Genomic DNA, 25768 nt, shown 5'->3' with positions numbered 1-25768 from the left:
GGCGAGGGCGTCGAGAATGAGTGTCATGACACGAGCTGTGTATGTCGCCGCCGGCGAAGCGGGGAGCAACAAGGGGACCGTCGCCCTGGGGCTGGTCGAGCTGCTGTCCCGGCAGGTGGGAAACGTGGGCGTGTTCCGCCCCGTGGTCCGGGCCGGACGCGAGGACGGCCTGGTCAACACCATCCGCAGCCGGTTCCAGCTCGCCCTGCCCTACGAGGCGTGCGCGGGGGTCACCTACGACGAGGTGCACGCCGACGTCGAGCGGGCGGCCGGGGACATCGTGGCCCGCTTCCGCGCGCTGGCCCGGCGCTGTGACGCGGTCGTGGTGGTCGGCACCGACTACACCGACGTGGGCGCGCCGACGGAGTTCGGGTTCAACGCCCGGCTGGCCGCCGACCTGGGCACGCCCGTGATCAACGTGGTGAGCGGCCGGGGCCGGACGGCCGCCCGCGTCGCCGCGGCGGTCGAGGTGTCCTCCAGGGAGCTGGCCCACCATCACGCCCAGGAGCTCGCGGTCGTGGTCACCCGGTCGACCGGCGGGCCGTTCACGGCCGGCCATGCGACGCCCGTGTTCGTGCTGCCGGAGACCCCTTCGCTGCGTGCGCCGACGGTCGCCGACCTGCTCGACGCGTGCGACGGCTGGTTCTTCCTCGGGGAGCGCGACGGGCTCGGCCGGGAGGCGAGCGCGCTGATGGTGGGCGCGATGTCGCTGCCCGGGATCCTGGAGCGCCTCACTGAGGGCGCGGCGGTGATCATCCCGTCCGACCGGGCCGCCGCGCTGCTGCCCGGCCTGATCGCCGCGCACACCTCGCCGGGCTTCCCGTCCCTGTCGGCGGTGGTGCTCACCGGCGGCACGGAGCTGCCCGGCTCAGTGGAACGGCTGCTGCGCGGCATGGAGATCCCGCTGCCGGTGATCGCCACCGGTCACGACACCTTCGACACCGCGACCCGGCTGTCGGCCGTGGAGGGGCGGTTCACGCCCGAGGCGGGCGGCAAGATCGACACGGCGCTGCGCCTGTTCGCCGAGCACGTGGACGGCCCGCTGCTGCTGGAACGGCTGGACATCGCCAAGACCGACGTCGTCACGCCGCTGATGTTCGAGTACGAGCTGCTGGACCGGGCGCGCGCCCGGCGCAGGCACATCGTGCTGCCCGAGGGCGAGGAGCCGCGCATCCTGCGCGCGGCCGACATCCTGCTGCGCCGGGACGTGGCCGACCTCACCCTGCTCGGCGACGCCGAACGCATCAGGGTCCAGGCCGCCCAGCTCGGCCTCGACCTGGCCGCGGCCAGGGTGCTCAGCCCGTTCGACCCGGAGCTGCGCGAGCGGTTCGCGCACGCCTACGCCGAGGCGCGGGCGCACCGGGGGATGACCGTCGAGCTGGCCCGCGACACCGTCACCGACGTCTCCTACTTCGGCACGCTCATGGTCCACGCCGGCCTGGCCGACGGCATGGTCTCGGGCGCGGCGCACACCACCGCGCACACGATCAGGCCGGCGTTCGAGATCCTGCGGCTGGGGCTGGTCTCCAGCGTGTTCTTCATGTGCCTGGCCGACCGGGTCCTGGTCTACGGCGACTGCGCGGTCAACCCCGACCCCACCGCCGAGCAGCTCGCCGACATCGCGATCGCCTCGGCCCGCACCGCGGCGATGTTCGGCGTCGAGCCCAGGATCGCGATGTTGTCGTACTCGACCGGCGCCTCGGGCGCGGGCGCCGAGGTCGACAAGGTGCGCGCCGCCACCGAGCTGGTCCGCGAACGCCGTCCCGACCTCCAGGTGGAAGGGCCGATCCAGTACGACGCCGCGGTGGACCCGGCGGTGGCGCGGACCAAGATGCCCGGCAGCCAGGTGGCCGGGCACGCCACCGTCTTCGTGGTGCCCGACCTGAACACCGGCAACAACCTGTACAAGGCCGTCCAGCGCAGCGCGGGGGCGGTCGCGGTGGGGCCGGTGCTGCAGGGGCTGCGCAGGCCGGTCAACGACCTGTCCCGGGGCGCCACCGTGGCCGACATCGTCACCACCGTGGCGGTCACCGCCGCCCAGGTGCGCGACGAACCGGCGCCCGCGGCGGAGGCGGCCTCAGGCTCCTGAGCCGGGACGGGCGCGCCACCGCCGGGCGGCGACCGCGGCGGCCAGTACGGCCACCAGCCCCGCCCAGGTGACCGGATGGCTCCAGACGGCGGCGCCGGCCTGCTGGACGAGCACGAACACGCCCATGACGACGACGAACCAGCCGAACGCCGTGCGCAGCGCGTCCTGCGGGATGCGGCCCGCGAGCCGGCCGCCGGCCAGGCTGCCGATCACCGCGGACGCCGTCACGATCAGGGCGAGGCGCCAGTCGATCGCGACGCCCGCCAGGTGCCCGGCGAGCCCGGCGAAGGACTTCATCGCGATGACGAGCAGCGACGTGCCGACCGCGACGCCCATCGGCAGCCCGCCCAGCAGGGCCAGGGCCGGGACGACGAGGAAGCCGCCGCCGGAGCCGACCAGCCCCGTCACGGCCCCGACGACCAGGCCCTCCGCCGCGATGTGCGTCAGGGGCAGGTCGCCGTGGGCGGGCCGCGCCCGCTTCCTGGGCTGCCGGGGCCTGCGGAGCATCGCGACCGCCGTGGCCAGCATCATCAGGGCGAAGGCGACGAGCAGCGCCATGCCGGGGACGTACTCGGCCAGACGCCCGCCGCCGTACGCGCCGGCCATGCTGAACGCGCCGAAGAGCAGCCCGGTCCGCCAGCGGATCCGCCGGGCCCGCGCGTGCGGGACCAGCGCGGCCAGGCTGGTGACGCCGACGACGAACAGCGAGGTGGCGATCGCCTCCTTGGTGTCCTGGCCGGCCAGGTAGACCAGGATCGGCACGGTCAGGATCGAGCCGCCGCCGCCCAGCACGCCGAGGCTGACCCCGACGAGCAGCGACGCCGCGACGATCAGCACGGTCACGGGGTGCTCCGCAGGTCCGCGAGCACCGTGCGGATGTCGGTGCGCGGCCCGCGGTTGTAGGGCAGCCGGGACAGCAGGACGCCCATGGCACAGGAGTTGCTGACGGCCGCGTACGTCAGGCCGGCGCCGATCGCGGTGCCGATCAGGTGCGCGCCGGGCAGGAAGATCCCGGCCAGACCGGTGACCAGGACGACGGAACCGGCCACGAGCCGGACCTGGCGCTCGATGTCCCATCGTTCGGGCCCCCGCTCCAGGGACGCGCCGGCCGTCTCCCACGCGACGATGCCGCCCTCCAGGACGCGCAGGTTCGGCAGCCCGGCCTCGGCGAGGGCCTGCCCGGCCTGCGCGGCCCGCGCCCCGGAGCGGCAGACGAGCACGACGTCCTCGTCCAGGTGGGCCAGCAGCTCGGCCCGGTGCTCGCGCAGGGTGTTCAGCGGCACGTTGTACGAGCCCGGGATGTGCGCCGTGCGGAACTCGCCGGGCGTGCGCACGTCGAGCAGGCGCGGCGCCCGCCCTTCCTGGACGAGCCGCTGCAGCACGGGGGCGGTGAGGACGGAGGAGGTGTTCATGGATCGTTCCTTTGTCAATACCCCGGGGGGTATCGCGTAGACATATGGAAGGGATGGGGACAGTTCGGTCAGACGCCGGCCGGCTCGGCCGACAGGGCCCACGCGGCGTAGCCGCCGAGGACGTCGGAGACGTCCTGGAAGCCGCGGTGCCGCAGCAGGCTCGCCGCGACGGAGGAGCGGTGACCACCCGCGCAGTGCAGGACGACGGGCCGGTCGGCGGGCAGCTCGCCGCTGCGGGCGGGCAGTTCGCTCAGCGGGATGTGCAGGGCGGCGTCGATGAAGCCGTTCGCCTCGCGCTCGCCGGCGGTGCGCACGTCCACGACGACGGGCGGGGCGTCGCCGGCGAGCGCGGCGCGCAGCTGCGCGGCGGTCAGGCGGCCGGCCGGGGCGACCTCGGCGGCCAGGGCCACCAGCGCGTCGTCGGGGTTGCGCAGGTAGCCCGCGACGCGGTCGAAGCCGATCCGGGCCAGGCGGGTGACGACCTCCTCCTCGCGATTCTGCGGCGCCATGACGACCAGCTCGGCGGCCGGGTCGAGCACGGTGCCCGCCTGCTCGGCGAAGCGCCCGTCGGCGGGCACGTTCACCGCGCCGCGCAGGTGCCCGGCGGCGAAGTCCTGCGGGTCGCGGGCGTCCACCACGACCGTGCCGGCGGCCCGCAGGCGGGTGAACCCGTCGAGGGTCAGCGGCACCGGCGCCGCCGAGGCGTCGTGGCGGGCCCGGTCCCTGCGGTTGAGGTCGGCGTCGTAGGCGAAGTAGCCGGGCGCGGCGGGCTGTCCGGCGGTGACGAGCGCGACGAACGTCTCACGGTCCATCGGGGCGCACGCGTAGTTGGTGGCCCGCTGCTCGCCGATGGTCGACTGCTTCTCGGCCGAGAGGTTCTTGCCGCAGGCCGAGCCGGCGCCGTGCGCGGGGAAGACCCGCACCTCGTCGGGCAGGGCCATGAGCTTGTTCTGCACGCTGTCGTACAACATCGCGCCCAGTTCCCCGGGGGTGACGCCGACGGAGGCCAGCAGGTCGGGGCGGCCGACGTCCCCGATGAACAGGGCGTCGCCGGTCAGCACCCCGTACGGGACGTGGTCCTCGGCGCGTTCGTAGACCAGGACGCTGATCGACTCCGGGGTGTGACCGGGCGTCTCCATGATCTCCAGGGTGACGTCGCCGAGTGAGATGCGCTCGCCGTCGCCGAGCTTGCGGATGGGGTACTCGGTCTCGGCGCGCCGGCCGTAGCCGATCCAGGCGCCGGTGCTGTCGGCCATCTCCAGGTGGCCGGCGACGAAGTCGGCGTGGAAGTGGGTGTTGACGACGCCGACGACGGTGAGGCCGTGCGCGCGGGCGTCGGCCAGGTACTCGGAGACGTCCCGCCGGGGGTCGACGACCACCGCGCGGCCGGTCCTCTCGTCCGCGATCATGTACGACGCCTGCGAGAGGCAGTCCAGGTAGTACTGCGTGAAGAACACGGCGATCCCTTCGTACGAATACCCCGGGGGGTATGTCCTACCCGACAGTAGGTTCTTCTCGGAAAAGATGTCAAATACCCCCGGTGGTATTGCTCACGATACCTGGGGGGGTATGGTGACCAGGACATATCCTCCCGGCAATCGCGACCTCGTCCCAGGCGTGAAGGGACCTCAGCCGTGCAGAACACCTCCGCGCCCGCCCCGCCCGTACGCCTCGGGCTCCGGGCGAACGCCCTCCAGTTCTCCCTGCTGGTCGTCGTCAACGTCGCCGTCGGCGGCCTGGTGGGCCTCGAACGCACCACCGTGCCGCTCATCGGCGCCCACACCTTCGGCCTGACCAGCGACCTCGCCGTCTTCTCCTTCATCGTCGCCTTCGGGCTCACCAAGGCGGTCACCAACCTGGCCGCCGGCGCCCTGACGGCCCGGTTCCGCCGCAAGCAGCTCCTGGTCGCCGGCTGGCTGATCGGGATCCCCGTCCCCTTCGTCCTGGGCTGGGCGCCCTCCTGGGGGTGGATCGTGGCGGCGAACGTCCTGCTCGGCCTCAACCAGGGCCTGACCTGGTCGATGACCGTCAACATGAAGATCGACCTGGTCGGGCCCGCCCGGCGGGGGCTGGCCACCGGCCTCAACGAGGCCGCCGGGTACACCGCCGTCGGCGCCACCGCCCTGCTCACCGGCTACCTCGCCACCCGTCACGGCCTGCGTCCCGTCCCCGAGCTCGTCGGCGTCGTCTTCGTCGCGGCCGGGCTGGCCCTGGCTCTGGTCGTCCGCGACACCGCCGCCCACGTGGCCCTCGAACTCGACCGGCACCCCCGGCCCGCCGGGGAGAACGCCGGTCCGGCGGCCGTGTTCGCCCGCACGTCCTGGCGCGACCGCTCGCTGCGCGGCGTCAGTCAGGCCGGCCTGGTCAACAACCTCAACGACGGCCTCACCTGGGGCGTCTTCCCCCTCCTGTTCACCGACCACGGCCTGGGCCTGGCCGCCGTCGGCCTGATCAAGGGCCTGTACCCGCTCCTGTGGGGCGTCGGCCAGATCCCCGCCGGGCACCTCGCCGACCGCCTCGGCCGCAAACCCCTCATCGTCACCGGCATGCTCGTCCAGGCCGGCGGCCTCCTCCTGGCCGTCGCCCCGCTGGGCGACGCCCTGCTCGCCGGGATCCTGTCCGCCGTGGTCCTCGGGCTCGGCACCGCCATGGTCTACCCCGCGCTCATCGCCTCGGTCTCCGACCACGCCCACCCCTCCTGGCGGGCCAACGCCCTGGGCGCCTACCGCTTCTGGCGCGACGTCGGCTACGCGGCGGGAGCCCTGGTCGCCGGGGTGCTCGCCGACGTGCTCGGTCTCGGCGCCACGGTCGTCGCGGGCGCCGTGCTCACCGCCGTCTCCGCCCTGCTCGCCGCCCGCTGGATCAGCGACCGTCCGCGGGGCTGACCACGGGAGCCCGTCCCGGGTCAAGCGCGCCTCAAGGTGCGGTCGGCATTGATCGCGCGGCCGGGAACGGCGGAAGCCTCTCTTGATCCACTTCTGGTTACAGTCCGTAGTGTTCGGCTCGCTCTGGGGGGAAGATGAAGAGTGTTCGCGTAGTCGCCGGCAGGATGGCGAAAGTGTTGTGCGCCGGGCTGCTCGCGGTCCCGTCGTCCCCGCTGGTCGTGCCCGATCCGTCGCCGGACACGTCGGTGGTGACGGTGCGCACCGGCGGCGACCGCACCGGCGACACCACGGTGGGGCCGCTGGCCGGGGTCGAGCTCGGCCTGTTCGCCGCGCCCGACGCGGACGTCCCGGTCGACGCCGGCTGGGGCGTGTGCGTGTCGGACGCCGACGGCGACTGCAGCTTCGTCGTCCCCGGCACCGAGCCGGGCGGCGCCAACGCCGGCGCCCGCTTCTACGTCAAGCAGCTGTCCGCCCCCGGCGGCTGGTACACCAACCCCGAGCTGCGCACCGGCCGCGGCAGCGGGTCGAACTCCGTCGCCACGCCGTACGTCTTCCGGACCCCCGCGCTGGAGGGCGGCACCACGTACTCCTCCACCGGCGACTTCATGATCAACGACACCCGCGGGGACGCCACCGCCTCGACCGGGATCTGGCAGCAGTCACGGGTCAACCCCCGGCCCGACCCCACCTGCGGCCTCGACGTCGCGCTGCTGCTCGACCTGTCGGCCTCGGTGGGCAGCGCGCTGCCCGACCTGAAGGAGGCCGCCGACACCTTCACCGACGCGCTGACCGGCACCCCGTCGCGGATGGCGCTGTTCACCTTCGACCGCAACTCGCCCAGCGCCGGCACCACGAACAACCCCGAGCTCATGCCGGTGTCCACGGAGGCGGGCGCCGAGGCGTTCAAGGACCAGTACGCCGACTGGCAGCTCGGCAGCGGCACCAACTGGGACCGCGGCCTGTGGGCGGTCGCCGAGGCCGCGCCGCGCTACGACCTGCTGGTGGTGCTCACCGACGGCAACCCCACCTACTACGACAGCCTGCTCGGCGACGGCGGCAACACCCGCATCGCCGAGGTGGAGGCCGGGATCTTCTCCGCCAACGCGGTCAAGGCGGAGGGCACCCGCGTGCTGGCCGTGGGCGTCGGCAACGGGGTGACCGGCCTGACCGCGCTCAACCTGCGCGCCATCTCGGGCACCACCGCCTTCGACGGCTCCAACGCGACCGCCGCCGACTACTTCCAGACCAGCGACTACGCCGCCGCCGGACAGGCGTTGCGGGAGATCGTCCGCGCTCAGTGCGAGGGGTCGCTGTCGGTGATCAAGCAGCTCGTCCCGTCCGGCAACACCGGTGAGGACGTCACCGGCGCCACCCCGGCCGGCCCCGGCTGGGACTTCACCGCCGAGACCACCACGCCGGGCATCGGCGGGCTGCCCGCCACCGAGTCGACGACCGACGACGGCACGGGATCGGTGAACTTCGACCTCACCTTCAGCCAGACCCCGTCGGCCGACGTCACCGTCACCGAGACCCAGCACCCCGGCCACACCCTGGTCACCCAGGACGGGCGGAACGCCGTCTGCCGCCAGATCGACACCGGCGTCGAGGTGCCGGTGACCAACAGCGGCGGTCTCGGCTTCACGGTCGAGGTACCGAGCGACGCGGCCGTCAGCTGCACCGTCTACAACCGCCCGCCCGCGCCCACCCCCAGCCCGACCCCGACGCCCACGCCCACGCCGACGCCCACGCCCACGCCGACGCCCACGCCCACGCCGACGCCCACTCCGACCCCGACGCCCACTCCGACCCCGACGGTCACCCCGACGCCCACGGTCCCGCCGACCGTCACCCCCACGCCGACCCCGACGCCCACGCCGACGCATCCGGAGCACTGCCACGGCGGGCATCCGTCCTGGGACCACTGCGAGGAGCACCCGGGCTGGCACGACGTCTGTCACAAATCGGCCTTCGCCTGCCCGCACCCGCAGGAGTGGCCCCACCCTGACGACGCATGGGACGAGGATTGGCAGCCGGCCGCCTGACGCGTTTCCGGCACAAGGATTACCCGCGCCTTCGCGTCGGAACGCCGGCCGACGGGCAGCACCTGGGAGGACGGCTCAGGGACGGGGGCGGACGATGAGGGACGAAGCAGGCAGCGGGCCGGCGAGCATGCGCCGCCGCGAGATGCTGGCCATGCCCGTCGCCCTGGCCTGCGGATCGGCGATGCTGACCGGCTGCGACACCACGCGGCCGGCCCGCAGTGCCATGACGGCCAGCCCCGCCCCCGGCCCGGAGCAGGCCCGGGAGGTGCCGGTCACGCCGCCGGAGGACCTCATGCGCGAGCACGGGGTCCTCAAACGCGTCCTGCTGGTCTACCGGGAGGGCGTCCGGCGGATCGGCGCCGGGGAGCGGGTACCGGCAGGCCCCCTGCACGCCGGCGCCGGGATCATCCGCACGTTCATCGAGGAGTACCACGAGCGGCTCGAAGAGCGATACGTCTTCCCGCGCCTGGTCGGCGCGGGAAAGCTCACCGACGTCGTCCCCGTGCTGATCCGGCAGCACCGGCGCGGGCGCGTCCTGACCGGCCGCGTCCTGGACGCCACCGCGAGGCCCGTCTCCAGGAGCGTGCGCCGCGGCCTGGCCGCCGACCTGGCCGCCTTCGTCCGCATGTACGAGCCGCACGAGGCCCGCGAGGACACCGTGATCTTCCCCGCCATGCGGGCCGTCATCCCGCCCAAGGAGTTCGCCGAGCTGGCCGAGACGTTCGAGGACGAGGAGCACCGCCGTTTCGGCGCGGCCGGCTTCACCGGCGTGGTCGCGCAGGTGGCCGACATCGAGAAGGCGCTCGGCATCTACGACCTGGACCAGTTCACCCCCCGCGGCTGACCCGGCCCCGTGGTCAGGCGACCCGGGTCGCGGCGCGTTCGCCGAGCCGGCCGTCGTCCATGGTCAGGACGGTGTCCACCTGGTCCAGGGTGGCCAGGTCGTGCGTGACCATGACGGTGGCCAGGTCGTTCTTCCTGGTGAGGTCGGCCAGCAGGGAGACGATCCGCTCGCCCCGGTGGTGGTCGAGCGCGCTGGTGGGCTCGTCCACCAGCAGCACCTCGGGGGAGTTCATCAGGGCGCGGGCGATGTTGACGCGCTGGCGTTCGCCGCCGGACAGCTGGTGCGGGCGTTTGTGCTCCTTGCCGCCCAGGTCGACGGCGAGCAGCAGCTCCCGCGCCCGTGGGGCGGCGGCGCGCGGGGATTCGCCGGCCAGGTGCGCCATCACCAGGAGCTGGTCGAGCGCGGTGAGCGAGGGCAGCAGGTTGGCCTGCTGGAACACGATGCCGACGTGGTCGCGGCGGACCCTCGTGCGGGCCGCCTGGCCGGCTCCGGAGACGTCCTGCCCGGCGATGATCACGCTGCCCTCGGCGGGCGTGATCAGGGTGGCGGCGACGGCCAGCAGGCTCGACTTGCCCGAGCCGGACGGGCCGACCACCGCGGCGAACTCGCCCGCCGCGACGGTCAGGCTGACGTGGTCGAGCGCGGTCAGCGTACGGTCGCCGTCGGGATAGGTCAGGACGACGTCGGTCAGCTTCAGTGTCATCGGGAGGCTCCCAGGGCGGTCAGCGGGTCGACAGAGGTGATCTTGCGGATGGCCAGCGCGGCTCCGGCGGCGCCGAGGAGGATCAGCACGGCCACCGGCGCCACGGTGGTGGCCGCCGACAACACGAACGGGACCGTGCCCTCGGCCAGCGCGCCGAGGCCCGCGCCGAGCAGGCCGCCGGCGCCCGCGCCGCCCAGCAGCACGATGACCGCCTGGGCGAGCGCGTCCCGCAGCAGGTAGCCGGAGCTTGCGCCCAGAGCCTTCAGCACGGCGACGTCGCCGCGCCGCTGGATCGTCCAGACGGTGAAGAAGGCCCCGATGACCAGGGCCGAGATCGCGAACAGGAACCCGCGCATGAGCTGGAGCGACCCGTTCTCGGAAGAGAACGAGCCGATCGCGGCGGGCGCCTGCGACAGCGGGACCGTCGTGGTGCCGAGCCGCGCGTCGGCCGCGGCCAGGCCGCCGGACGGCAGCGCCGTGCCGCTGTCGGGCAGCGCCAGGACGGTCGCCACACTGTCGGCGCCGGCCTGGCGGCCCATCCGCTCCCAGTCGTCGATGCCGATCCAGACGACGGGGGTGTGGCTGTAGGACGCCTGGCCGCCGACACCGGAGACGGTGAAGTCCCTGCCCGAGATCCGTACCGTGTCCCCGGCGCCCACCCCCGTGTCGGCGGCCAGCGCGGCGGAGAGGACGACCTTCCCGGTGTCCACGGGCCGCCCCTGGGCGAGGGAACCGCCCGGCTGGACGCCGAAGAGCGCCACCCCCGCGCTCCCGTCGTCGCCGTGGCCGAGCCGCGACATGGAGACGCCCAGCCGCTCGGCGGCGCCGCCGGTCGCCCGCCGCCACTCCTGCCAGATCCGGTCGGTGACGCGGCTGTCGGCGAAGGACGGTTTCCCGTCGCCGGCGAAGACGAGGTGCCCGGCGGGCAGGCCCTCCACGGCCGAGATGTTCTCCCGTGCCAGCCCGGCGGTCAGGCCGGACAACATGGTCACCAGGAGGGTGATGAGGAAGACGACGGCGCCCATGAGAGCGAACCGTCCCTTCGCGAAGCGCAGGTCTCTGAGCGCCACGAACACGGCGCGTCCCCCGTTGCGGTTGAAGGTCATGTTGACGTCCTCCAGCGTGCGCGCCGCCGGATCGGCCGGGCATCGTGCATGCGGTCCGCCCGTAATACTTCTTTCGGACGATTTGTGGCGCAGGGCCGTCGCATACGCTTGGTGAGAGATGTCTGACTATCCGTTCCCGCCCGCCCTCCGCCTGCTGCGCTGGACCGTGCACGGCACGTTCGCGACCCTCCTGGCGATCGCGCTGGCCGGCGTCGCCGGGAGCGGACGGCTCGCGCCGGTGCTGGGCGGAGCGCTGCTCGGGGCCCTCTACGTGGCGGGCATCACGATCGAAGAGCGGCTGCCGCACTTCGGCGGGCCGACACACCTGCTGCTGGGCCGGATCTGGCTGGTGCTGACCACGGCCGGGTGGGTGCTGCTCGCCCTGGCCGCGCCGCAGTTCGTCTGGCTGGCCTTCCCGCTCTTCTTCGCCTACCTGCACCTGCTGCCCCTGGCGGTCGCGCTGCCGGGCGTGGCGGCGCTGACCGTCGCGGCCGTCCTGACCGCCGCCTGGCACGAGGGCCGGCTGACCGCCGCCCTGGTCATCGGCCCGACGATCGGCGCGGCGGTGGCCACCCTGATGGCGATGGTCTACAAGGCGCTGCACGCCGAGAGCGAGCAGCGCCGCCTGCTGATCGACGACCTGGTCCGCACGCGGGGGAAACTGCTCCAGGCGGAGGGCGACGCCGTACGGCTGGCCGAGCGGGAACGCCTGGCCAGAGAGATCCACGACACGCTGGCACAGGGCATGTCCAGCATCATCCTGCTGCTGCGGGCGGCCCGGCGAGACCTGGCCGACGACCTCCCGGCCGCCGAGCGCCGCATCGCCGAGGCGGCGGACGCGGCCAAGGAGAACCTGGAGGAGGCCAGGAACTTCGTCCGCGGCCTGGCCCCCGCGGCGCTGCGGCACTCGTCGCTGGCCGCCGCGCTGCGCAGGGCCGGTGACTCCGCCGTGGCGGGCACGCCCATCCAGGCGCGCTTCGAGGTCTCCGGCACCCCGGCGCCGCTGCCCGCCGACTATGACGCGACGCTGCTCCGCGTCGCCCAGGGCGCCTTGGGCAACGTCAGTCGCCACTCCGGCGCCGGCCACGCCGGGGTGACCCTCACCTACCTGGACGACGTGGTCATGCTGGACGTGTACGACGACGGCCGGGGGTTCGACCCCGGACGTTCGGCCGGCTTCGGCCTGCGCGCGATGCGCGAACGGGTGAGCGCCCTGGGCGGCAGCCTCACCGTGGAGTCGGCCCCCGGCGAGGGCACGGCCGTCGTGGCGACCCTGCCGCTGCCGCCCCTGGAGGGGCCGTGATCCGGATCGTCCTGGTGGACGACCATCCCGTCGTCCGCTCCGGCCTGCGCGCCATGCTCGCCGGGCAGCCCGACTTCGACCTGGTCGGCGAGGCCGCCACGGGGCAGGAGGGCGTGCGGCTGGCCGCCACGCTCGCCCCCGACGTCGTGCTGATGGACCTGCGGCTCGGCACCGGCATGCACGGCAGCGAGGCGACCCGCCGGATCGTGGCCCTGGACGGCCCCCGCGTCCTGGTGCTCACGACGTTCGACACCGACGCCGACATCGTGGCCGCCATCGAGTCCGGCGCGACCGGCTACCTGCTCAAGGACGCCCCGTCGGAGGACCTGCACGCCGCCATCCGGTCGGCCGCCGCGGGCGCCAGCGCCCTGGCGCCGAGCGTGGCCGCACGCCTGCTGGGCCGGGTCCGGGCCCCCGACACCACGCTCAGCCCGCGCGAGCTGGAGGTGCTCGGGCACGTCGCCGCCGGCCTGTCGAACCGGCAGATCAGCAAGGTGATGTTCCTCAGCGAGACCACGGTCAAGACCCACCTGGCGCACATCTACACCAAGCTGGACGTTGACTCCCGCACCGCGGCCGTCGCGGCGGCCTCGAAGCGGGGCCTCATCCGCTCGCCGTGAGCGCGCGGTCGCCCGTCTCTCGTGGTCTCAGGCGGTGACGATGGCGAAGTCCGGTTTGGGCTGCTCCAGCAGGGAGAACAGGCGTCCCAGAACGGTCAGGTCGCCGTCGTGGTCGAGCCCGTCGCCGTCGCCGTCGCCGTCGCCGTCGCCGTCGCCGTCGCCGTCACCGGAGAGCAGGGTGAGCAGGCGTTGCCGGGTGAGCCGCAGCGTCAGGCCGGCGCCGTCGCCCGAAGGTGAGCGCTGGTGGATGAGGGCGCCGTTGGACATCGTGGTCCGGTGGCGTTCGTCCAGGTCGGTGAGGTGCCAGTCGATGGCGAAGCGCTCGTTCCAGGCGTCGGGGCCGTTGACCCGGATGGCCAGGGAGTCGAAGATCTGCTCGCTGGACAGCGCGGCGAGCATGTCCGGCGAGGTGGTGTCGGTGGCGCCCGGCGCGGGGCCGTCCTTCAGCTCGGCCGCGCCGGTGAGGTAGAAGTTGCGCCAGGTCGCGTTCTCGGCGCCCTGGCCGAGGCGGGTGTAGACCTGGGCCAGCAGCCTGCGGGCCGAGGCGTCGTTCCCGTCGGCGTACACGGCGTGGTTGAGCAGGGTCGCGGCGAAGCGCAGGTCGCCCTCCTCGACGTAGCGGCCGGCCAGGGCCACCACGGCCGAGGTGCCGCCGAAGGACTCGACGTAGCGGCGGGCCAGCTCGACGGGCGGGTGCTCCCACAGGTGCGCGGGGTTGCCGTCGAACCAGCCCAGATAGCGCTGGTAGACGGCCTTGACGTTGTGGCTGACCGAGCCGTAGTAGCCGTGGGTGTGCCAAACCTGCTCCAGCGCGGGCGGCACCTGCACGACCTCGGCGATCTCGGGGCCGGTCAGGCCCTGGTTGAGCAGGCGGAGGGTCTGGTCGTGCAGGTAGGCGTACAGGTCGCGCTGCTGGGACAGGAAGGTGACGATGTCGTCCCTGCCCCAGGTGGGCCAGTGGTGGGAGGCGAAGGCGACGTCGGCCCGGTCGGCGAAGAGCTCGACGGTCTCGGTCAGGTAGCGGGCCCACACCCGGGCGTCGCGGACCACCGCGCCGCGCAGGGTGAGCACGTTGTGCAGGTTGTGGGTGGCGTTCTCGGCCAGGCACAGGGCACGGTGGTCGGGGAACAGGAAGTTCATCTCGGCGGGGGCCTCGGTGCCCGGCGTGAGCTGGAAGACGACGCGCACGCCGTCGATCGTCTCCTCCTGGCCGGTGCGGGTGACGTCGACGGTCGGCGGGATCAGGGAGACGGTGCCCTGCGAGGTGCCCATGCCCAGCCCGCAGCCGAGCTGGCCCTCCGGGGACCGGGGGAGGAGCTGGCCGTACATGTACAGGGCGCGGCGGTTCATGGCGTTGCCGGCGTAGACGTTCTCGGCGACGGCGTGCTCCATGAAGCCGGCGGGGGCCACGATCGGCACGTTCCCGTCGGTGACGCCGCGCACGCCGCCGAAGTGGTCGACGTGGCTGTGGGTGTAGACGACCCCGGTGACCGGGCGGTCGCCGCGATGGTCGCGGTAGAGCCCGAGCGCGGCGGCGGCGCATTCGGCGGAGACCAGCGGGTCGATGACGACGACGCCGGTGTCGCCCTCCACGAGGGTCATGTTGGACAGGTCCAGGCCGCGCACCTGGTAGATGCCGTCCGTCACCTCGTACAGGCCCTGCCGGGCGCACAGTTGCGCCTGCCGCCACAGGCTCGGATGAGCGGTCGGCGGGCAGTCGCCGGCCAGGAAGTCGTAGACGTCGTTGTCCCAGACGACCTCGCCCCCGGACGTCCTGACCACGCCGGGGGTCAGCCTGGCGACGAAGCCGCGATCGGCGTGCTCGAAGTCCGTCCGGTCCTGGAAGGGAAGGTCTGCCATGTGACCGTCCTGCCCTCGGCCGTCTTCGACGAGGGCAAGGAGAACCCCAAGAAAGAGCATTCCCGGCGATGAGACCGCCGGGCCGAGGAACGTTCATCACATGTGTGCTTCTCCGGCCGGCGTGCTGGCATGGGTGCGGAGCGCGGCCGCGGCGGCCGTGATCACCGGCGTCTACTTCGTCGTGCCGCTGCCGACCGAGCAACTCCAGGACGGCTCGCCCGAGCTGCGCGCCCTGGGCTGTCTGGCCGGGGTGATCGTGCTGGCCTGGCTCCTGGGGCGGCAGGTGGGGCGCGCGCTGCGGCCAGGACGGTCCCTGGCGGAACAGCTGGCGATGTTGCTGACCGTCGTCACCGTCGTGGTGGTCTTCTTCGCGACGCTGTACTTCCTGATGGCCGCGCAGTTCCACGGCCTGCGCACGCGGGTGGACGCGCTCTACTTCTCGGTGATCACCCTGGGCACGGTCGGCTACGGCGACGTCGTCCCTCTCGGGCAGGGGGCGAAGGCCCTGGTCATCGTGCAGGTGATCTTCGATCTGATCGTCGTGACGTCGGCGCTCGCGCTCATCGTGGGCGTGTGGCGCTCGAACGAGTCGTCATGAGGGCTCTCCCTCCAGGCAGGGGGCCGGGGACGCCGTGGTGGCACGGGGATGCGCGGCCAGGTAGTCCTGGAGCTCCCGGTGGCGGAACTGGTAGGCGATCCCGGAGATCCGCAGCAGCCCGGCGTCGTAGCACCGGTGCAGGAAGCGTCCCAGCCGCCACGGCAGCCGGCCCCGCGTGGCCAGCAGGAGCCCCAGGTAGCGGCGCGCCAGCAGCGGCGACCAGGACGCCACCAGGGACATGCCGAACACCGCGCTCACGGCCACCGCGGCGGTGACCGTGACCCCGTCCAGCACCATCACGAACCAGATGCCCAGGATGAACCCGAATCCGGGGCCGAAGGTGAGCGCGGCCACGAGCGTCGAGACGACCTCGTTCCGGATGACCGCCCTGGGGTCGGCGCCGTCCCCGGAACCGGCGTACCGGCTCTCGCCGTCCCCGCCGCTCGCCATCCCGACCCCGAACAGCAGGCCGAAGACGACCGGCACCCACAGCGGCAGGGCGGCGTCGAACTCCATGACGACCGCCGCGCCCGCCACGCAGCCGCACAAGGCGGCCAGCACGCCGTCCACCACGCTCTTCCTGCGGCCGCGTCCGCTGCGGAACCGGCGCAGGACGCCCTCGTCCGCCGGGGACCACACCTCCCGCCAGGCCCTGACGGGCTCGATCAGCAGGCCCGCCGCCACCATGCCGGGCAGCGCGAGAAGGACGAGCGCGGTCACCGCCGCGCCAGAGATCCGGCCGCCCACGATCTCCACCTGCGAGAACACCACGACGGCGGCGACGGCGACGGCGGCGACCCCGGGAAGGCAGGTCGCCAGGGCCACCAGCGCGCCGAGGAACCGCGCACGGTCGCCCGCCAGCGGCCACAACTGGTGCAGCACGAGGTCCGTGCCGGACAACACGCGCCCGTGGAACGGCGGCCGGCCCGTGTTCGCGCGCAGATGACCGGCCAGGACGGCCAGGTAGGCGTGCGTCCGCTCGACGCCGGGCCCCTTCCCCGCCGGGTCCGCCGCGGCCAGGCGGGCGGGGATGAACAGGCCGAGGAGATGCTCCCGTACGGACTGCTGGTCGGCGAAGCGCGTGAGGACCTCGGGGGAGCGCACGTAGCGACCGGTGACCGGGTCGCGTTGCTCGTAGACGCTCACCGCCAGGGTCAGCCGCCACGGCGTGTTCAGCGCCTCGGCCAGGACATGGCCGTCGCGGGTCAGCGCGTCCAGGACCGGCCGCCAGCGGTCGGGATCCTCCTGGTCGGTGACGGCCTGGATGAACCGCCACGCCTTGTCGCTGGTCACCTTGCCCACGTCGACCCGGACGACGCCCCGGGGGACGGCCCGGTCGGCGGCCAGGGCGTCGTACTGGTCGGTGCGGCAGGTCAGGACCATGCTGCAGCGGTCCAGCCCGTGTTCGTACTCCTCCAGCGCGCGCAGCGCCCGGGCGGCCCGCGAACCGTAGCCCGGCTCGTCGGTCTCGTCCATCTCGTCGAGCCCGTCCACGACGGGCAGGATCCGCTCCGCGTCCACGAGCGTGCGCGCGGTCACCGGCTTCAGGCCGTACGCGGCGGTCAGGTGCCGGGCGAGCATGTCCCGCACCGGCACGTCGGGATCCAGGCTCGCCGCGGAGATCCGCACCGGGACGCGGTCGCCGGGCCGCCGGTCGCCGAGCAGCCGGAGGATCAGCTCGATGGCGAGGACGGTCTTGCCCGAACCCGCCACCCCGGTGATCACCAGCCGCCCCGGTCCGCCCAGCTCGCGGAAGTAGGCGGCCACCTGCTTCAGGTTGCCGGCCGGCGGCGCGGAGACGGCACCGCCGGTGGGGTGGAAGGAGAAGTCGACGTCGATGACGGCGTCGCTGCCCTTGCCGCCCAGCAGCTGGGCCCGCTGGGCCCGCTCCTCGGCCAGCACCCGCCCGGCCAGCAGCGCCCCGGCCGCCTGCACGTCGGTGTCGGCCAGCCGCTGCGCCTGCCACCAGGACATCGCGGCGATGCCGGTCCCGGCCAGCGCCAGCCCCGCGCCGACCGGGTCGACGTCGCCGGGATAGAGCGTCCACAGCCGCAGCGCGGCGGCCACCAGCATGACCATCCCGGCCGCCACGCCTGCCCGGAACCACCATGTCCTCGTCCGCCGGCTCACGGTCCAAGCATTTCAAAGCGGGCACCCGTCGTGTGCGGGGAACGCGACAAAGATCCTCTTCATCCCGTACCGGCTCGCGGCACGTGCAACTCCGCGGGCGGCACGTGCGAAACACAGGTATGTGGAACGCACACCAGGCCGGCAGGTGACGGGCGCGGCCCTGAGACCGGCGCTGCGGCCGGCACGCGCGCTCGGCGTGCTGTCGGTGCTGGCCATGATGGCCTGCCAGGTGGCGTCCGGGCTGGCCGCGCGGCCCGAACGGCTCACCGGAGTGATCGTCGTGCTGCTGGCGGCGTGCGCCCTGGCCTTCGCCGCGGACGCCTGGGGCGCGGCCAGGGCGGCGGCCGCCTTCGCCGGCGCGGCGCTGACCGGGTACGCGGCCGAGCTGGCGGGGCTGCAGACCGGATTCCCGTTCGGCTCCTACAGCTACAGCGACGCGCTGTGGCCGCAGGTGGCCGGGGTCCCCGTGGTGGTCGTTCTGGCGTGGGGCGGCATGGGGCTGGCGGCCCACGCGGTGGCGGTCGCGGTCGTGCCGTCCGGCGGGGTGGCCCGGGTGTGCGCGGGCGCGGGCGCGCTGACGGCGTGGGACCTGTTCCTCGACCCCCAGATGGTCCGGCTCGGCCTGTGGACGTGGGCGCGGGAGGGCTTCTACCGCGGCGTTCCGCTGAGCAACTTCGCCGGCTGGCTGCTGGTGTCGGCGCTGGTCATGGTGGTCGTCGGGCGGATCGTCCGGGCCACCGCCCCGACGCGTGGGCTGCTGGGGCTGTACACGGTCATGGCGGTGATGGAGACGGTGGGCTTCGCGGCGGTGTTCCAGCCGCCCGACCTGCTGGTCGCCGCCGCCGGAGGGATCACGATGGGCGCGTTCGCCGCGCCGGCCTGGAGGCGGTCATGGCCGAGGTGACGGTGATCGGCGGGGGCATGGGCGGCATGGCGTGCGCGCTGCTGCTGGCCCGCCAGGGTCACGAGGTGCGGCTGTACGAGCGGTTGCCGCGGCTGGGCGGCAAGCTGGCCGAGCATCGCCGTGACGGTTTCATCTTCTCCCTCGGCCCGTCGCTGCTCACCATGCCGCGCGTGCTGCGCGAGCTGGGGCTGGACCGCGAGCTGGTCGAGCCCGCGCTGCTGTGCCGGTACCGCTTCGCCGACGGCACCGTCCTGGACGCCCACCGCGATCCGGCGCGGATGGCCGTCGAGGTGGAGCGGCTGGCGCCGGGCGAGGGGCGGGCCTGGACGGCCTTCCACCACTGGGCGCAGGGCTGCCTGCGGGCGGCGGAGCGGACCGTGTTCGCCGGTCCGCCGATCCGGCGGCAGGGCAGGCCGCGGCTGTCGGACCTGACCGCGGTGGCCCCCGCCCGCACCCTGGCCGGGCTGGCGCGGCGCCACTTCCGCGACCCCCGCCTCCGCCAGTACGTCGGCCGCTACGCCACGTACGCCGGATCGAGCCCGTACCGGGCGCCGGCGGCGCTGGGCTGCGTCCCGGCGCTGGAGCACGGGCAGGGCGTCTGGTACGCGCCCGGCGGTCTGGCCCGGCTGGCCGACGACCTGGCGCTGCTGCTGAAGGCGGCCGGGGTGGAGATCTTCCTGTCCGAGCCCGTCGCCGCCGTCGAGGCCGACGCGTCCAGGGTCACCGGGGTACGGCTGGCGAGCGGGCGCCGGGTGCGGGCCGACGTCGTCGTGGCCGGCACCGACGCCGCCGCCCTGTACGGCCGCCTGTCGCCGGACCGGCGGCGGTTGCGCCGGATCGCCCGGCTCGGGACCTCGTCCTCGGCCTTCCTGCTGCTGGCCGGGGTGGAGGGCCGCACGCCGGGGCTGCCGCACCATTCGGTACTGTTCTCGGCCGACTACGAGCGCGAGTTCGCCGACATCTTCGACCGGGGGCGTCCGCCCCTCGACCCGACGGTCTACGTCGGCTGCTCGGCGGTGGACGACGCCTCCCAGGCCCCGGCCGGGGCGGAGAACTGGACGATGCTGGTCAACGTGCCCGCCCGGGATCCGTCCCGGTGGGGGATCGGGATCGAGGCGTACCGGGACCTGGTGCTGGAGCGGCTGGCCGGGCGCGGCTGCGACCTGGCCGGCCGGCTGCGCTTCGTCGACGTCCTCACCCCCGCGGACCTGCGGGATCGGTACGGCTCCTGGGGCGGCGCGATCTACGGCAGCGCCTACCGGGGCAGGCTGTCGTCCTTCGCCCGGCCGGGCAACCGGGGGCCGAGACGCGGGCTGTACCTGGTGGGCGGGTCGGCCCACCCCGGCGGGGGCTGCCGATGGTGACGCTGGGCGCCCGCATCGTCGCCGGCCTGGTGTCCCAGGACCTCGCGGGGGGTTCGCGATGAGGGCGCTCACCGTCGCGCAGGGCGTGGCGGCGGCCGTCGTGGCGGCCCGGCTCGCGCGGGGGCGGCGGCGGCTGCCCGCGCTGCGGCCCCGTCCGGTCGCGGGCGAGCCGGTCTCCGTGGTGATCCCCGCCCGCGACGAGGAGGCCAGGATCGGCCCGTGCCTGCGCGCCGCGCTGGCCGCCCCCGGCGTGCGCGAGGTGATCGTCGTGGACGACGGCTCCCGGGACGGCACGGCGAAGCTGGCGGCCTCGCTGGGCGCCACCGTCGTCACCGCCGATCCGCTGCCGCCCGGCTGGGTCGGCAAGCAGTGGGCGCTGCGGCAGGGGGTGGCCGCCGCCCGCGCCGGCGTGGTGGTCACGCTGGACGCCGACGTCCGGCCCGCGCCCGGCCTGTTCGGGGCGCTGGCCGCGGCCCTGGACCGCTACGACCTGGTCAGCGCCGGCCCCCGCTTCGTCTGCGACGGCGCACTGGAGCAGGCCCTGCACGCCTCGATGCTGGCGACGCTGGTCTACCGCTTCGGCCCCGTCGGCCCGCCGAGCCCGCCACCGCCGCACCGGGCGATCGCCAACGGCCAGTGCATGGCCTTCCGGCGGTCCCGGATGACCGCGGCGGACGGCTTCGCGCTCGTGCACGACCGGATGACCGACGACGTGGCGCTGGCCCGCCGCCTGGCCGCCCAGGGCTGGTCGGTGGGCTTCCTGGACGCCGGCGGCCTGCTGGAGGTCGACATGCACGACTCGGCGGGCGAGCTGTGGCGGGAGTGGGGCCGTTCGCTGCCGCTGGGCGACGTGACCGGCCCCGGCTGGCAGGCGGCCGACCTGGCGGTCATCTGGCTGACGGCGGCGCTGCCCGTGCTGCGGCTGGCCGCGGGCCGGCCGACCGGCCTGGATCTGGCGCTGCTGGGGCTGCGGGTGTCCCTGACGGCCGCGTTGCGGGGCAGCTACCGGCGGCCGGGGGCGGGGCTGCTGCTGTCGCCGCTGCTGGACCCGGCGGCCGCGTTCCGCCTGACACAGGCCACCGTACGGCCGGTGCGTAGCTGGCGCGGACGCACCTACGGCGACATCGGCGGCGGCGTAAGCCGTGGGGTCAGCGGTGGGGCGAGCGGCGGCGGCCGGCCAGCGCGGCCTGCCCGAAGCGCAGCCCGATGAGGCACATCAGCCCGCCGGTGGCCGCCACCAGCTCGGCGGGCATGAACAGCAGCTGCAGCAGCGGCACCCCGAACACCGCCAGGCGCGCGCCCGCCGCGAACGACCGCGTCGCCAGCGCCGCCAGCGTCAACGCCGCCACGGCCAGCCCGAACGCCGGCGGGCAGATGACCGCGACCCCGCCGGCGAAGGTGAGCACGCACCGGCCGCCCCGGAAGCCGGCGAACAGCGGCCAGGCGTGCCCCGCCATGGCCGCCGCCACCGCCAGGTACACCGGCGCCACGCTCGCCCCTGACACCACGCCGAAGGCGGCGGTGTGGCCGCCGCCGACCAGCAGCCCCGCCAGGGCGGCCAGAGCGCCCTTCAGCGTGTCGCCGGCGAACACCGGCACGCCCGCCCACCGCCCGAGCTGCTCCTTGACGTTCCAGTACCCCGGGTTGCGGTCACCGACGTCGCGCGGATCGACGCCGTGCGCCCGCGCCGCCAGGACCGCGACCGGCACCGACCCCAGCAGGTAGCCGATGACGACCGAGACGAGCACCTCAACCATCGCGTCGTTCCACCTCGTCCGGTACGGCGGCAGGGGGGCGATGAAGCACATGGCCTTCGACCGGCCGCTGCTGCGCCGCCCCGGCGGCCCGCGTTTCTGGCGGCTGCTCGGCACCGGCAGGGGACGCTCGATGTCGCTGGGCGCCGACCTGCGGCGCTGGGCGCTGTTCGCCGTCTGGCGGCGGGAGAGCGACCTGGAGGAGTTCCTGCGCGACTCGCCGATCGCCGCCCGCTGGCGGACGGAGTCGGCGGAGTACTGGCAGACCCGGCTGGCCCCGCTCGCCTCGCGCGGCGCGTGGGGCGGCCGTGACCCGTTCGGCGGCGTGACGGCCTGCGACGACGGCGGTCCGGGCCCGGTGGCGGTGCTCACCAGGGCGTCCATCCGGCCCGGCCGGCTGGTCGCCTTCTACCGGTCGGTCCCGCCGGTCGAGGAGCTGCTGCGGCGGCAGGACGGCTGCCTGGCCTCGGTCGGCATGGGGGAGTGGCCGCTCGCCCGGCAGGCCACCTTCTCGCTGTGGCGCGACCGGCGGGCCGTACGGGACTTCGCCTACCGGGGTCAGGCCCACCGGCGGGTCGTCGAGCAGGTACGGGCCCGTGACTGGTACGCCGAAGAGCTGTTCGCCCGCTTCGTCCCCTATGCCAGCGAGGGCCGCTGGGACGGGCGGGACCCGCTGAGCTGACCCCCTCATCCCGCCGCCGTGACCTCGGTCGTCGCGATCCCGGCCGCCGGATCCCGCTCCGCCAGCGTGCGGGCCACCACGCAGGCGCGGGCGATCGTGGCCGCCCGCGAGGAGCCGTGCGCGACCACGACGGTGCCGCGCAGGCCGAGCAGGACGGCGCCGCCGTGCGTCTGCGGGTCGTAGCGGCGGGCCACCTCGGCGAGCCGGTCGGGGGCGGCGATGCCGGCCTCGGCGACCATGGCCAGCGCCGTGCGCACGCAGCCTTCGACGTTCTTGAGCACGACGTTGCCGGTGAAGCCGTCGGTGACGATCACGTCCACCGTGCCGGCCAGGACGTCGTGCCCCTCGACGGGCCCGTGGAAGCGCACCGGCAGCTCGCTCAGCAGCTCTTCGGCCTGCCGGGCCAGCCGGTTGCCCTTGCCCGGCTCCGCCGCGATCGACAGCAGCCCCACCACCGGGTCGGCCACGCCGAGCACGGCCCGTGCGTACTCCACGCCGAGCAGCGCGAACTGGGCCAGCATGGCGGGGCTCGGATCGGTGATCGCGCCGGCGTCCACCAGCACGCTCGCCCCGCCCGGCAGCGACGGGAGCGCCACGGCCAGCGCGGGCCGCAGCACGCCGGTCGCCCGGCCGATGCCGCGCACCGCGCACGCGACCACCGCGCCGGTGGACCCGGCCGACACCAGTGCCCCGGCCTCGCCCCGTCCGAGCAGGTCGCAGCCGATCGCCAGGCTGGAGGCGGCCATCGCGGTCGCGCCCGCTCCCCGCTCGGTCATGGGCACGGCGTCCGCGGCGTGGGCCACCGCGATCTCGCCCGCGGCGCCGTGCCGCCGCAGCTCCTCGTCCAGCCGCGGCGCCGGGCCGGCCAGGACGACGGGCACGCCGTGCTCGCGGCAGGCCAGCACCGCCCCCGCGACCACCTCGGCGGGCCCGTGGTCGCCGCCCATCGCGTCCAGGACCACGGGGGCCGCGCCGGTCACGGCAGCTCCACGCGGACGCGCCGCTCGGCCCGGCCCGACCCGGCGGAGGCCAGCAGGTGCCGGGCGAAGACGGCGGCCTTGCGCCGGCGCGGCACGCGCACCCGCCCGGCCAGGACGTCGAAGCCGCGGCGCTCGATCTCGGTGAGGATGCCGCCGTACAGCTCGAAGGCGGCGCGCACGCACGGCCGCGAGGAGGCGACGAGCAGGCCGATGCCCTCGTCGGCGGCCCGGTAGTGCTCGCGGGCCCGCCCGGCCTCGAAGGCCAGCAGGTCGCGCACCGCCCGCCGGGTCCGCCGCTCGCCCAGCATGCCGGGCACGACGCCGAACTTGTCCAGATCCTCCATCGGCAGGTAGACCCGGCCGCGGGCGAAGTCCTCGGCGACGTCGCGCAGGAAGTTGGTGAGCTGGAAGGCCAGGCCGAGCTGGCGGGCCGGCTCGCGGGCCCGCTCCTCGTGGCCGGACGCCGGCTCCAGCACCGGCAGCATCATCGTGCCGATCGCGGCGGCCGATCCCGACATGTACCCCAGCAGGTCGTCGTAGGTCGCGTACCGCCGCACGGACAGGTCGGCGCGCATCGAGGCGAGGAAGGCGCGGACGTCGCCGTGGTCGATGCCGAAGGAGTGCACGGTGTGCAGGAACGCGGGCAACATCGGATCGCCGGTCGCCGCCCCGGCCAGCCCCGCCTCGACCTTGGCGGCCAGCTCGTCGAGCGCGCGGGCGCGGTCGCCGGTCATGGTGAAGGAGTCGACGATCTCGTCGGCGTAGCGGGCGAAGCCGTACAGGGCGTGCACGTGCCGGCGTTTCCACTGGGGCAGCAGGCGGGTGGCCAGGTAGTAGGAGCGGCCGTAGCGGGCGTGGAGTTGTCGGCAGCGTTCGTAGCTGGCGGTGAGCGTCAACGGGCCTCCTTCATGATGCGTTCGGCGGCGAGCCGGCCGGAGATCAGCACCGGAGGGATCCCGACGCCGGGGGCGGTGTACATGCCGGCGAAGTGCAGTCCCGGCACCCGCCGGGCGACGGCCGAGGGCCGCAGCCACGCCGTCTGGGTGAAGCGGTGGTCCAGCGCGAACGGGGTGCCCGCGCTGTGCCCGCGCGCCGCCCAGGCGGGCGGGTCGAGGACCAGCCGGGGCGCGCCGGACAGGTCGCCGTGGCCGAGCGCGGCCAGGCGGCCGAGCAGCCGCGTCTCCAGCTCCGGCCGCAACCGGCCCCAGTCGGCGGTCCGCAGGTTGGGTGCGGGTTCCAGGACGCTGAGCGTGGCCCGGCCGGGCGGCGCCGCCTCGCCGTCCGGCTCGGGATGGGTGATCAGCAGGCTGGGATCGGGTTGCGGACGGCCCGCCGCCAGCGCCGTGAAGGTCTCCCGCCAGGCTCGTCCGAAATGCAGGGTGTGGTGGGCCTGGCCGTCCAGGGGACGGTCCAGGCCCACGTGCAGCACCAGGCAGGAGGGGGAGTGGTGGGGGCGGCGCAACCGCCAGTCGGACGCCGGGCCGGGCAGCAGCCGCCGGGCGGCCAGGCGGTCGCAGGCCACGACCACCTGCCGCGCCGCGAGCCGTTCGCCGCCCGCCAGCAGCACCCCGGTGACGCCGTCGGAGTCCGTCTCGACCTTGTCGGCGCGGGCGCCGTAGCGGATGTCGGCGCCCAGCTTCGCCAGCAGGGCCGCCATGGCCGAGGGGATGGCGTGCATGCCGCCGCGCCGCGGGAAGTACACGCCGCCGACGGTGTCCATGTGGGCGATGACGGCGTAGATGCCGAGCGCGCGCTGCGGCGCGAGCCCCACGTACAGGGACTGGAAGGTGTGGGCCTTGATCAGCCGGGGGTCGCGCAGGTGGCGGGCGGCCAGGCGGTCCAGCCGCCGGAAGCCGCCCAGCCGGGCCAGCCGGAGCAGCGCGGCCGGCCGGGCCAGGGCGCGCAGCCGGCTCACGTCCGCGTCGATGAACGTCGGCCACTCCACCCGGAACAGCTCGTCGAGCAGCGCGCGGTAGCGGTCGTAGCGCGCCGCCTCGGCGGGCCCGCACACCGTCCGCACCTGCTCGGCCATCGCCTCGCGCTCGGGCAGGACGTCCAGCCGCGAGCCGTCGTCGAAGACCATCCGGTAGGACGGGTCCAGGCGGCGCAACGGCAGCCAGTGCCGCAGCTCCTGCCCGGCCGCGCCGAAGACCTCGGCGAGCACGCCCGGCATGGTCAGCACCGAGGGGCCGGTGTCGAAGCGGAACGGCCCGAGACGGGCGGTGCCGCAGCAGCCCCCGGGCTCGTGGAGGGCCTCGACCACGGTGACCTCACGGCCGGCGGCCGCCAGGTGGACGGCCGCGGCCAGCCCGCCCAGCCCGGCCCCGACGACGACCACCGGGCTCATCGGGCGGCCTCCGGCCGGTCGGCCGGCCCACGCACGTGCCCGGCCTGCGAGGTCACCGTGTCCATGCACGCAGCTCCTTCTGTCGCTATGAACAGCTTTCGTGCCAGGAGCGCGCCCGGTTGCACGGCACCGGACAACGGGATCA

22 protein-coding genes are annotated in these 25768 nt (G+C 74.5%); 11 read left to right on the top strand and 11 right to left on the bottom strand.

Going from position 1 to position 25768, the window contains the following annotated elements; genetic code table 11:
* The first annotated feature begins 25 nt into the window (after positions 1-25).
* Complete coding sequence (gene pta, locus ACNF49_RS37850) at positions 26-2089, top strand: phosphate acetyltransferase (protein WP_482940618.1); 2064 nt, start codon at positions 26-28, stop codon at positions 2087-2089.
* Here pta and ACNF49_RS37845 read toward each other — a convergent pair.
* The 3 genes from ACNF49_RS37845 to ACNF49_RS37835 form a co-directional block, all read right to left on the bottom strand.
* Complete coding sequence (locus ACNF49_RS37845) at positions 2078-2932, bottom strand: sulfite exporter TauE/SafE family protein (protein ID WP_482940617.1); 855 nt, start codon at positions 2930-2932, stop codon at positions 2078-2080. The genes pta and ACNF49_RS37845 overlap by 12 nt on opposite strands.
* Entirely contained in the window at positions 2929-3501 is a 573-nt protein-coding gene (locus ACNF49_RS37840) for a rhodanese-like domain-containing protein (protein ID WP_482940616.1), read from the bottom strand. Before ACNF49_RS37840 ends, ACNF49_RS37845 begins: the two co-directional genes overlap by 4 nt.
* A gap of 68 nt (positions 3502-3569) precedes the next feature.
* Positions 3570-4958 carry a rhodanese-like domain-containing protein gene (locus ACNF49_RS37835; protein ID WP_357971838.1) on the bottom strand — a complete coding sequence of 463 codons (1389 nt, stop codon included), beginning with the start codon at positions 4956-4958 and terminating at the stop codon, positions 3570-3572.
* Positions 4959-5135: 177 nt separating this feature from the next.
* Between ACNF49_RS37835 and ACNF49_RS37830 the strand changes: the two genes are divergently transcribed.
* From ACNF49_RS37830 to ACNF49_RS37820, 3 genes are all read left to right on the top strand, one after another.
* On the top strand, positions 5136-6386 hold the full coding sequence (locus ACNF49_RS37830) for an MFS transporter (RefSeq protein ID WP_482940615.1): 1251 nt from the start codon (positions 5136-5138) through the stop codon (positions 6384-6386).
* Between the two features lie 164 nt (positions 6387-6550).
* A complete protein-coding gene (locus ACNF49_RS37825) occupies positions 6551-8428 on the top strand; it encodes a vWA domain-containing protein (RefSeq protein WP_482940614.1) in 1878 nt (625 codons plus the stop codon).
* A gap of 94 nt (positions 8429-8522) precedes the next feature.
* Positions 8523-9272 carry a hemerythrin domain-containing protein gene (locus ACNF49_RS37820; protein ID WP_482940613.1) on the top strand — a complete coding sequence of 250 codons (750 nt, stop codon included), beginning with the start codon at positions 8523-8525 and terminating at the stop codon, positions 9270-9272.
* 13 nt (positions 9273-9285) lie between these two features.
* Here the strand turns inward: ACNF49_RS37820 and ACNF49_RS37815 are convergent, their stop codons facing one another.
* Both ACNF49_RS37815 and ACNF49_RS37810 read right to left on the bottom strand, forming a co-directional pair.
* A complete protein-coding gene (locus ACNF49_RS37815) occupies positions 9286-9975 on the bottom strand; it encodes an ABC transporter ATP-binding protein (protein ID WP_482940612.1) in 690 nt (229 codons plus the stop codon).
* Positions 9972-11051 (bottom strand): ABC transporter permease, encoded by a 1080-nt coding sequence (locus ACNF49_RS37810; RefSeq protein WP_482945640.1) that lies wholly within the window; start codon positions 11049-11051, stop codon positions 9972-9974. The genes ACNF49_RS37815 and ACNF49_RS37810 overlap by 4 nt, the downstream gene beginning before the upstream one ends.
* Positions 11052-11199: 148 nt before the next feature.
* Here ACNF49_RS37810 and ACNF49_RS37805 point away from each other — a divergent pair, with 148 nt between their 5' ends.
* Together ACNF49_RS37805 and ACNF49_RS37800 are read left to right on the top strand one after the other, a co-directional pair.
* Positions 11200-12384: a sensor histidine kinase gene (locus ACNF49_RS37805; RefSeq protein ID WP_482940611.1), complete on the top strand. Its 1185-nt coding sequence runs from the start codon at positions 11200-11202 to the stop codon at positions 12382-12384.
* Positions 12381-13004, top strand: coding sequence for a response regulator (locus ACNF49_RS37800; RefSeq protein ID WP_357971826.1), 624 nt, complete (start codon positions 12381-12383; stop codon positions 13002-13004). The genes ACNF49_RS37805 and ACNF49_RS37800 overlap by 4 nt, the downstream gene beginning before the upstream one ends.
* A 27-nt stretch (positions 13005-13031) precedes the next feature.
* Here the strand turns inward: ACNF49_RS37800 and ACNF49_RS37795 are convergent, their stop codons facing one another.
* Positions 13032-14864, bottom strand: a complete 1833-nt coding sequence (locus ACNF49_RS37795; protein WP_482940610.1) for an alkyl/aryl-sulfatase — start codon at positions 14862-14864, stop codon at positions 13032-13034.
* A gap of 100 nt (positions 14865-14964) precedes the next feature.
* Between ACNF49_RS37795 and ACNF49_RS37790 the strand changes: the two genes are divergently transcribed.
* Positions 14965-15462: a potassium channel family protein gene (locus tag ACNF49_RS37790; protein WP_357971822.1), complete on the top strand. Its 498-nt coding sequence runs from the start codon at positions 14965-14967 to the stop codon at positions 15460-15462.
* Here ACNF49_RS37790 and ACNF49_RS37785 read toward each other — a convergent pair.
* Positions 15457-17592 (bottom strand): NACHT domain-containing protein, encoded by a 2136-nt coding sequence (locus ACNF49_RS37785; protein ID WP_482940609.1) that lies wholly within the window; start codon positions 17590-17592, stop codon positions 15457-15459. The two genes, ACNF49_RS37790 and ACNF49_RS37785, sit on opposite strands and share 6 nt — an antisense overlap.
* A 121-nt stretch (positions 17593-17713) precedes the next feature.
* Here ACNF49_RS37785 and ACNF49_RS37780 point away from each other — a divergent pair, with 121 nt between their 5' ends.
* The 3 genes from ACNF49_RS37780 to ACNF49_RS37770 are packed head-to-tail and all read left to right on the top strand — an operon-like array spanning position 17714 to position 21070.
* Positions 17714-18496, top strand: a complete 783-nt coding sequence (locus tag ACNF49_RS37780; protein ID WP_482940608.1) for a carotenoid biosynthesis protein — start codon at positions 17714-17716, stop codon at positions 18494-18496.
* Positions 18484-19860, top strand: coding sequence for a phytoene desaturase family protein (locus tag ACNF49_RS37775; RefSeq protein WP_482940607.1), 1377 nt, complete (start codon positions 18484-18486; stop codon positions 19858-19860). The genes ACNF49_RS37780 and ACNF49_RS37775 overlap by 13 nt, the downstream gene beginning before the upstream one ends.
* 58 nt (positions 19861-19918) lie before the next feature.
* Complete coding sequence (locus ACNF49_RS37770; RefSeq protein ID WP_482940606.1) at positions 19919-21070, top strand: glycosyltransferase family 2 protein; 1152 nt, start codon at positions 19919-19921, stop codon at positions 21068-21070.
* On the opposite strand, the gene ACNF49_RS37765 is transcribed toward ACNF49_RS37770, so the two are convergent.
* Positions 21009-21617: a glycerol-3-phosphate acyltransferase gene (locus ACNF49_RS37765; RefSeq protein WP_357971812.1), complete on the bottom strand. Its 609-nt coding sequence runs from the start codon at positions 21615-21617 to the stop codon at positions 21009-21011. The genes ACNF49_RS37770 and ACNF49_RS37765 overlap by 62 nt on opposite strands.
* Between ACNF49_RS37765 and ACNF49_RS37760 the strand changes: the two genes are divergently transcribed.
* Positions 21589-22296 (top strand): spheroidene monooxygenase, encoded by a 708-nt coding sequence (locus ACNF49_RS37760; RefSeq protein WP_482940605.1) that lies wholly within the window; start codon positions 21589-21591, stop codon positions 22294-22296. The two genes, ACNF49_RS37765 and ACNF49_RS37760, sit on opposite strands and share 29 nt — an antisense overlap.
* A 5-nt stretch (positions 22297-22301) precedes the next feature.
* On the opposite strand, the gene plsX is transcribed toward ACNF49_RS37760, so the two are convergent.
* Genes plsX through ACNF49_RS37745 form a run of 3 tightly spaced genes read right to left on the bottom strand, consistent with a single transcriptional unit; the run spans position 22302 to position 25623 of the window.
* Positions 22302-23276: a phosphate acyltransferase PlsX gene (gene plsX, locus ACNF49_RS37755; RefSeq protein ID WP_482940604.1), complete on the bottom strand. Its 975-nt coding sequence runs from the start codon at positions 23274-23276 to the stop codon at positions 22302-22304.
* A complete protein-coding gene (locus tag ACNF49_RS37750; RefSeq protein WP_357971806.1) occupies positions 23273-24172 on the bottom strand; it encodes a phytoene/squalene synthase family protein in 900 nt (299 codons plus the stop codon). The genes plsX and ACNF49_RS37750 overlap by 4 nt, the downstream gene beginning before the upstream one ends.
* Entirely contained in the window at positions 24169-25623 is a 1455-nt protein-coding gene (locus ACNF49_RS37745) for a phytoene desaturase family protein (RefSeq protein ID WP_357971804.1), read from the bottom strand. The genes ACNF49_RS37750 and ACNF49_RS37745 overlap by 4 nt, the downstream gene beginning before the upstream one ends.
* Between the last annotated feature and the right edge of the window lie 145 nt (positions 25624-25768).

It is taken from the genome of Actinomadura sp. ATCC 39365 (genome assembly GCF_054392275.1).
This window is presented reverse-complemented; position numbering and strand designations above follow the sequence as displayed.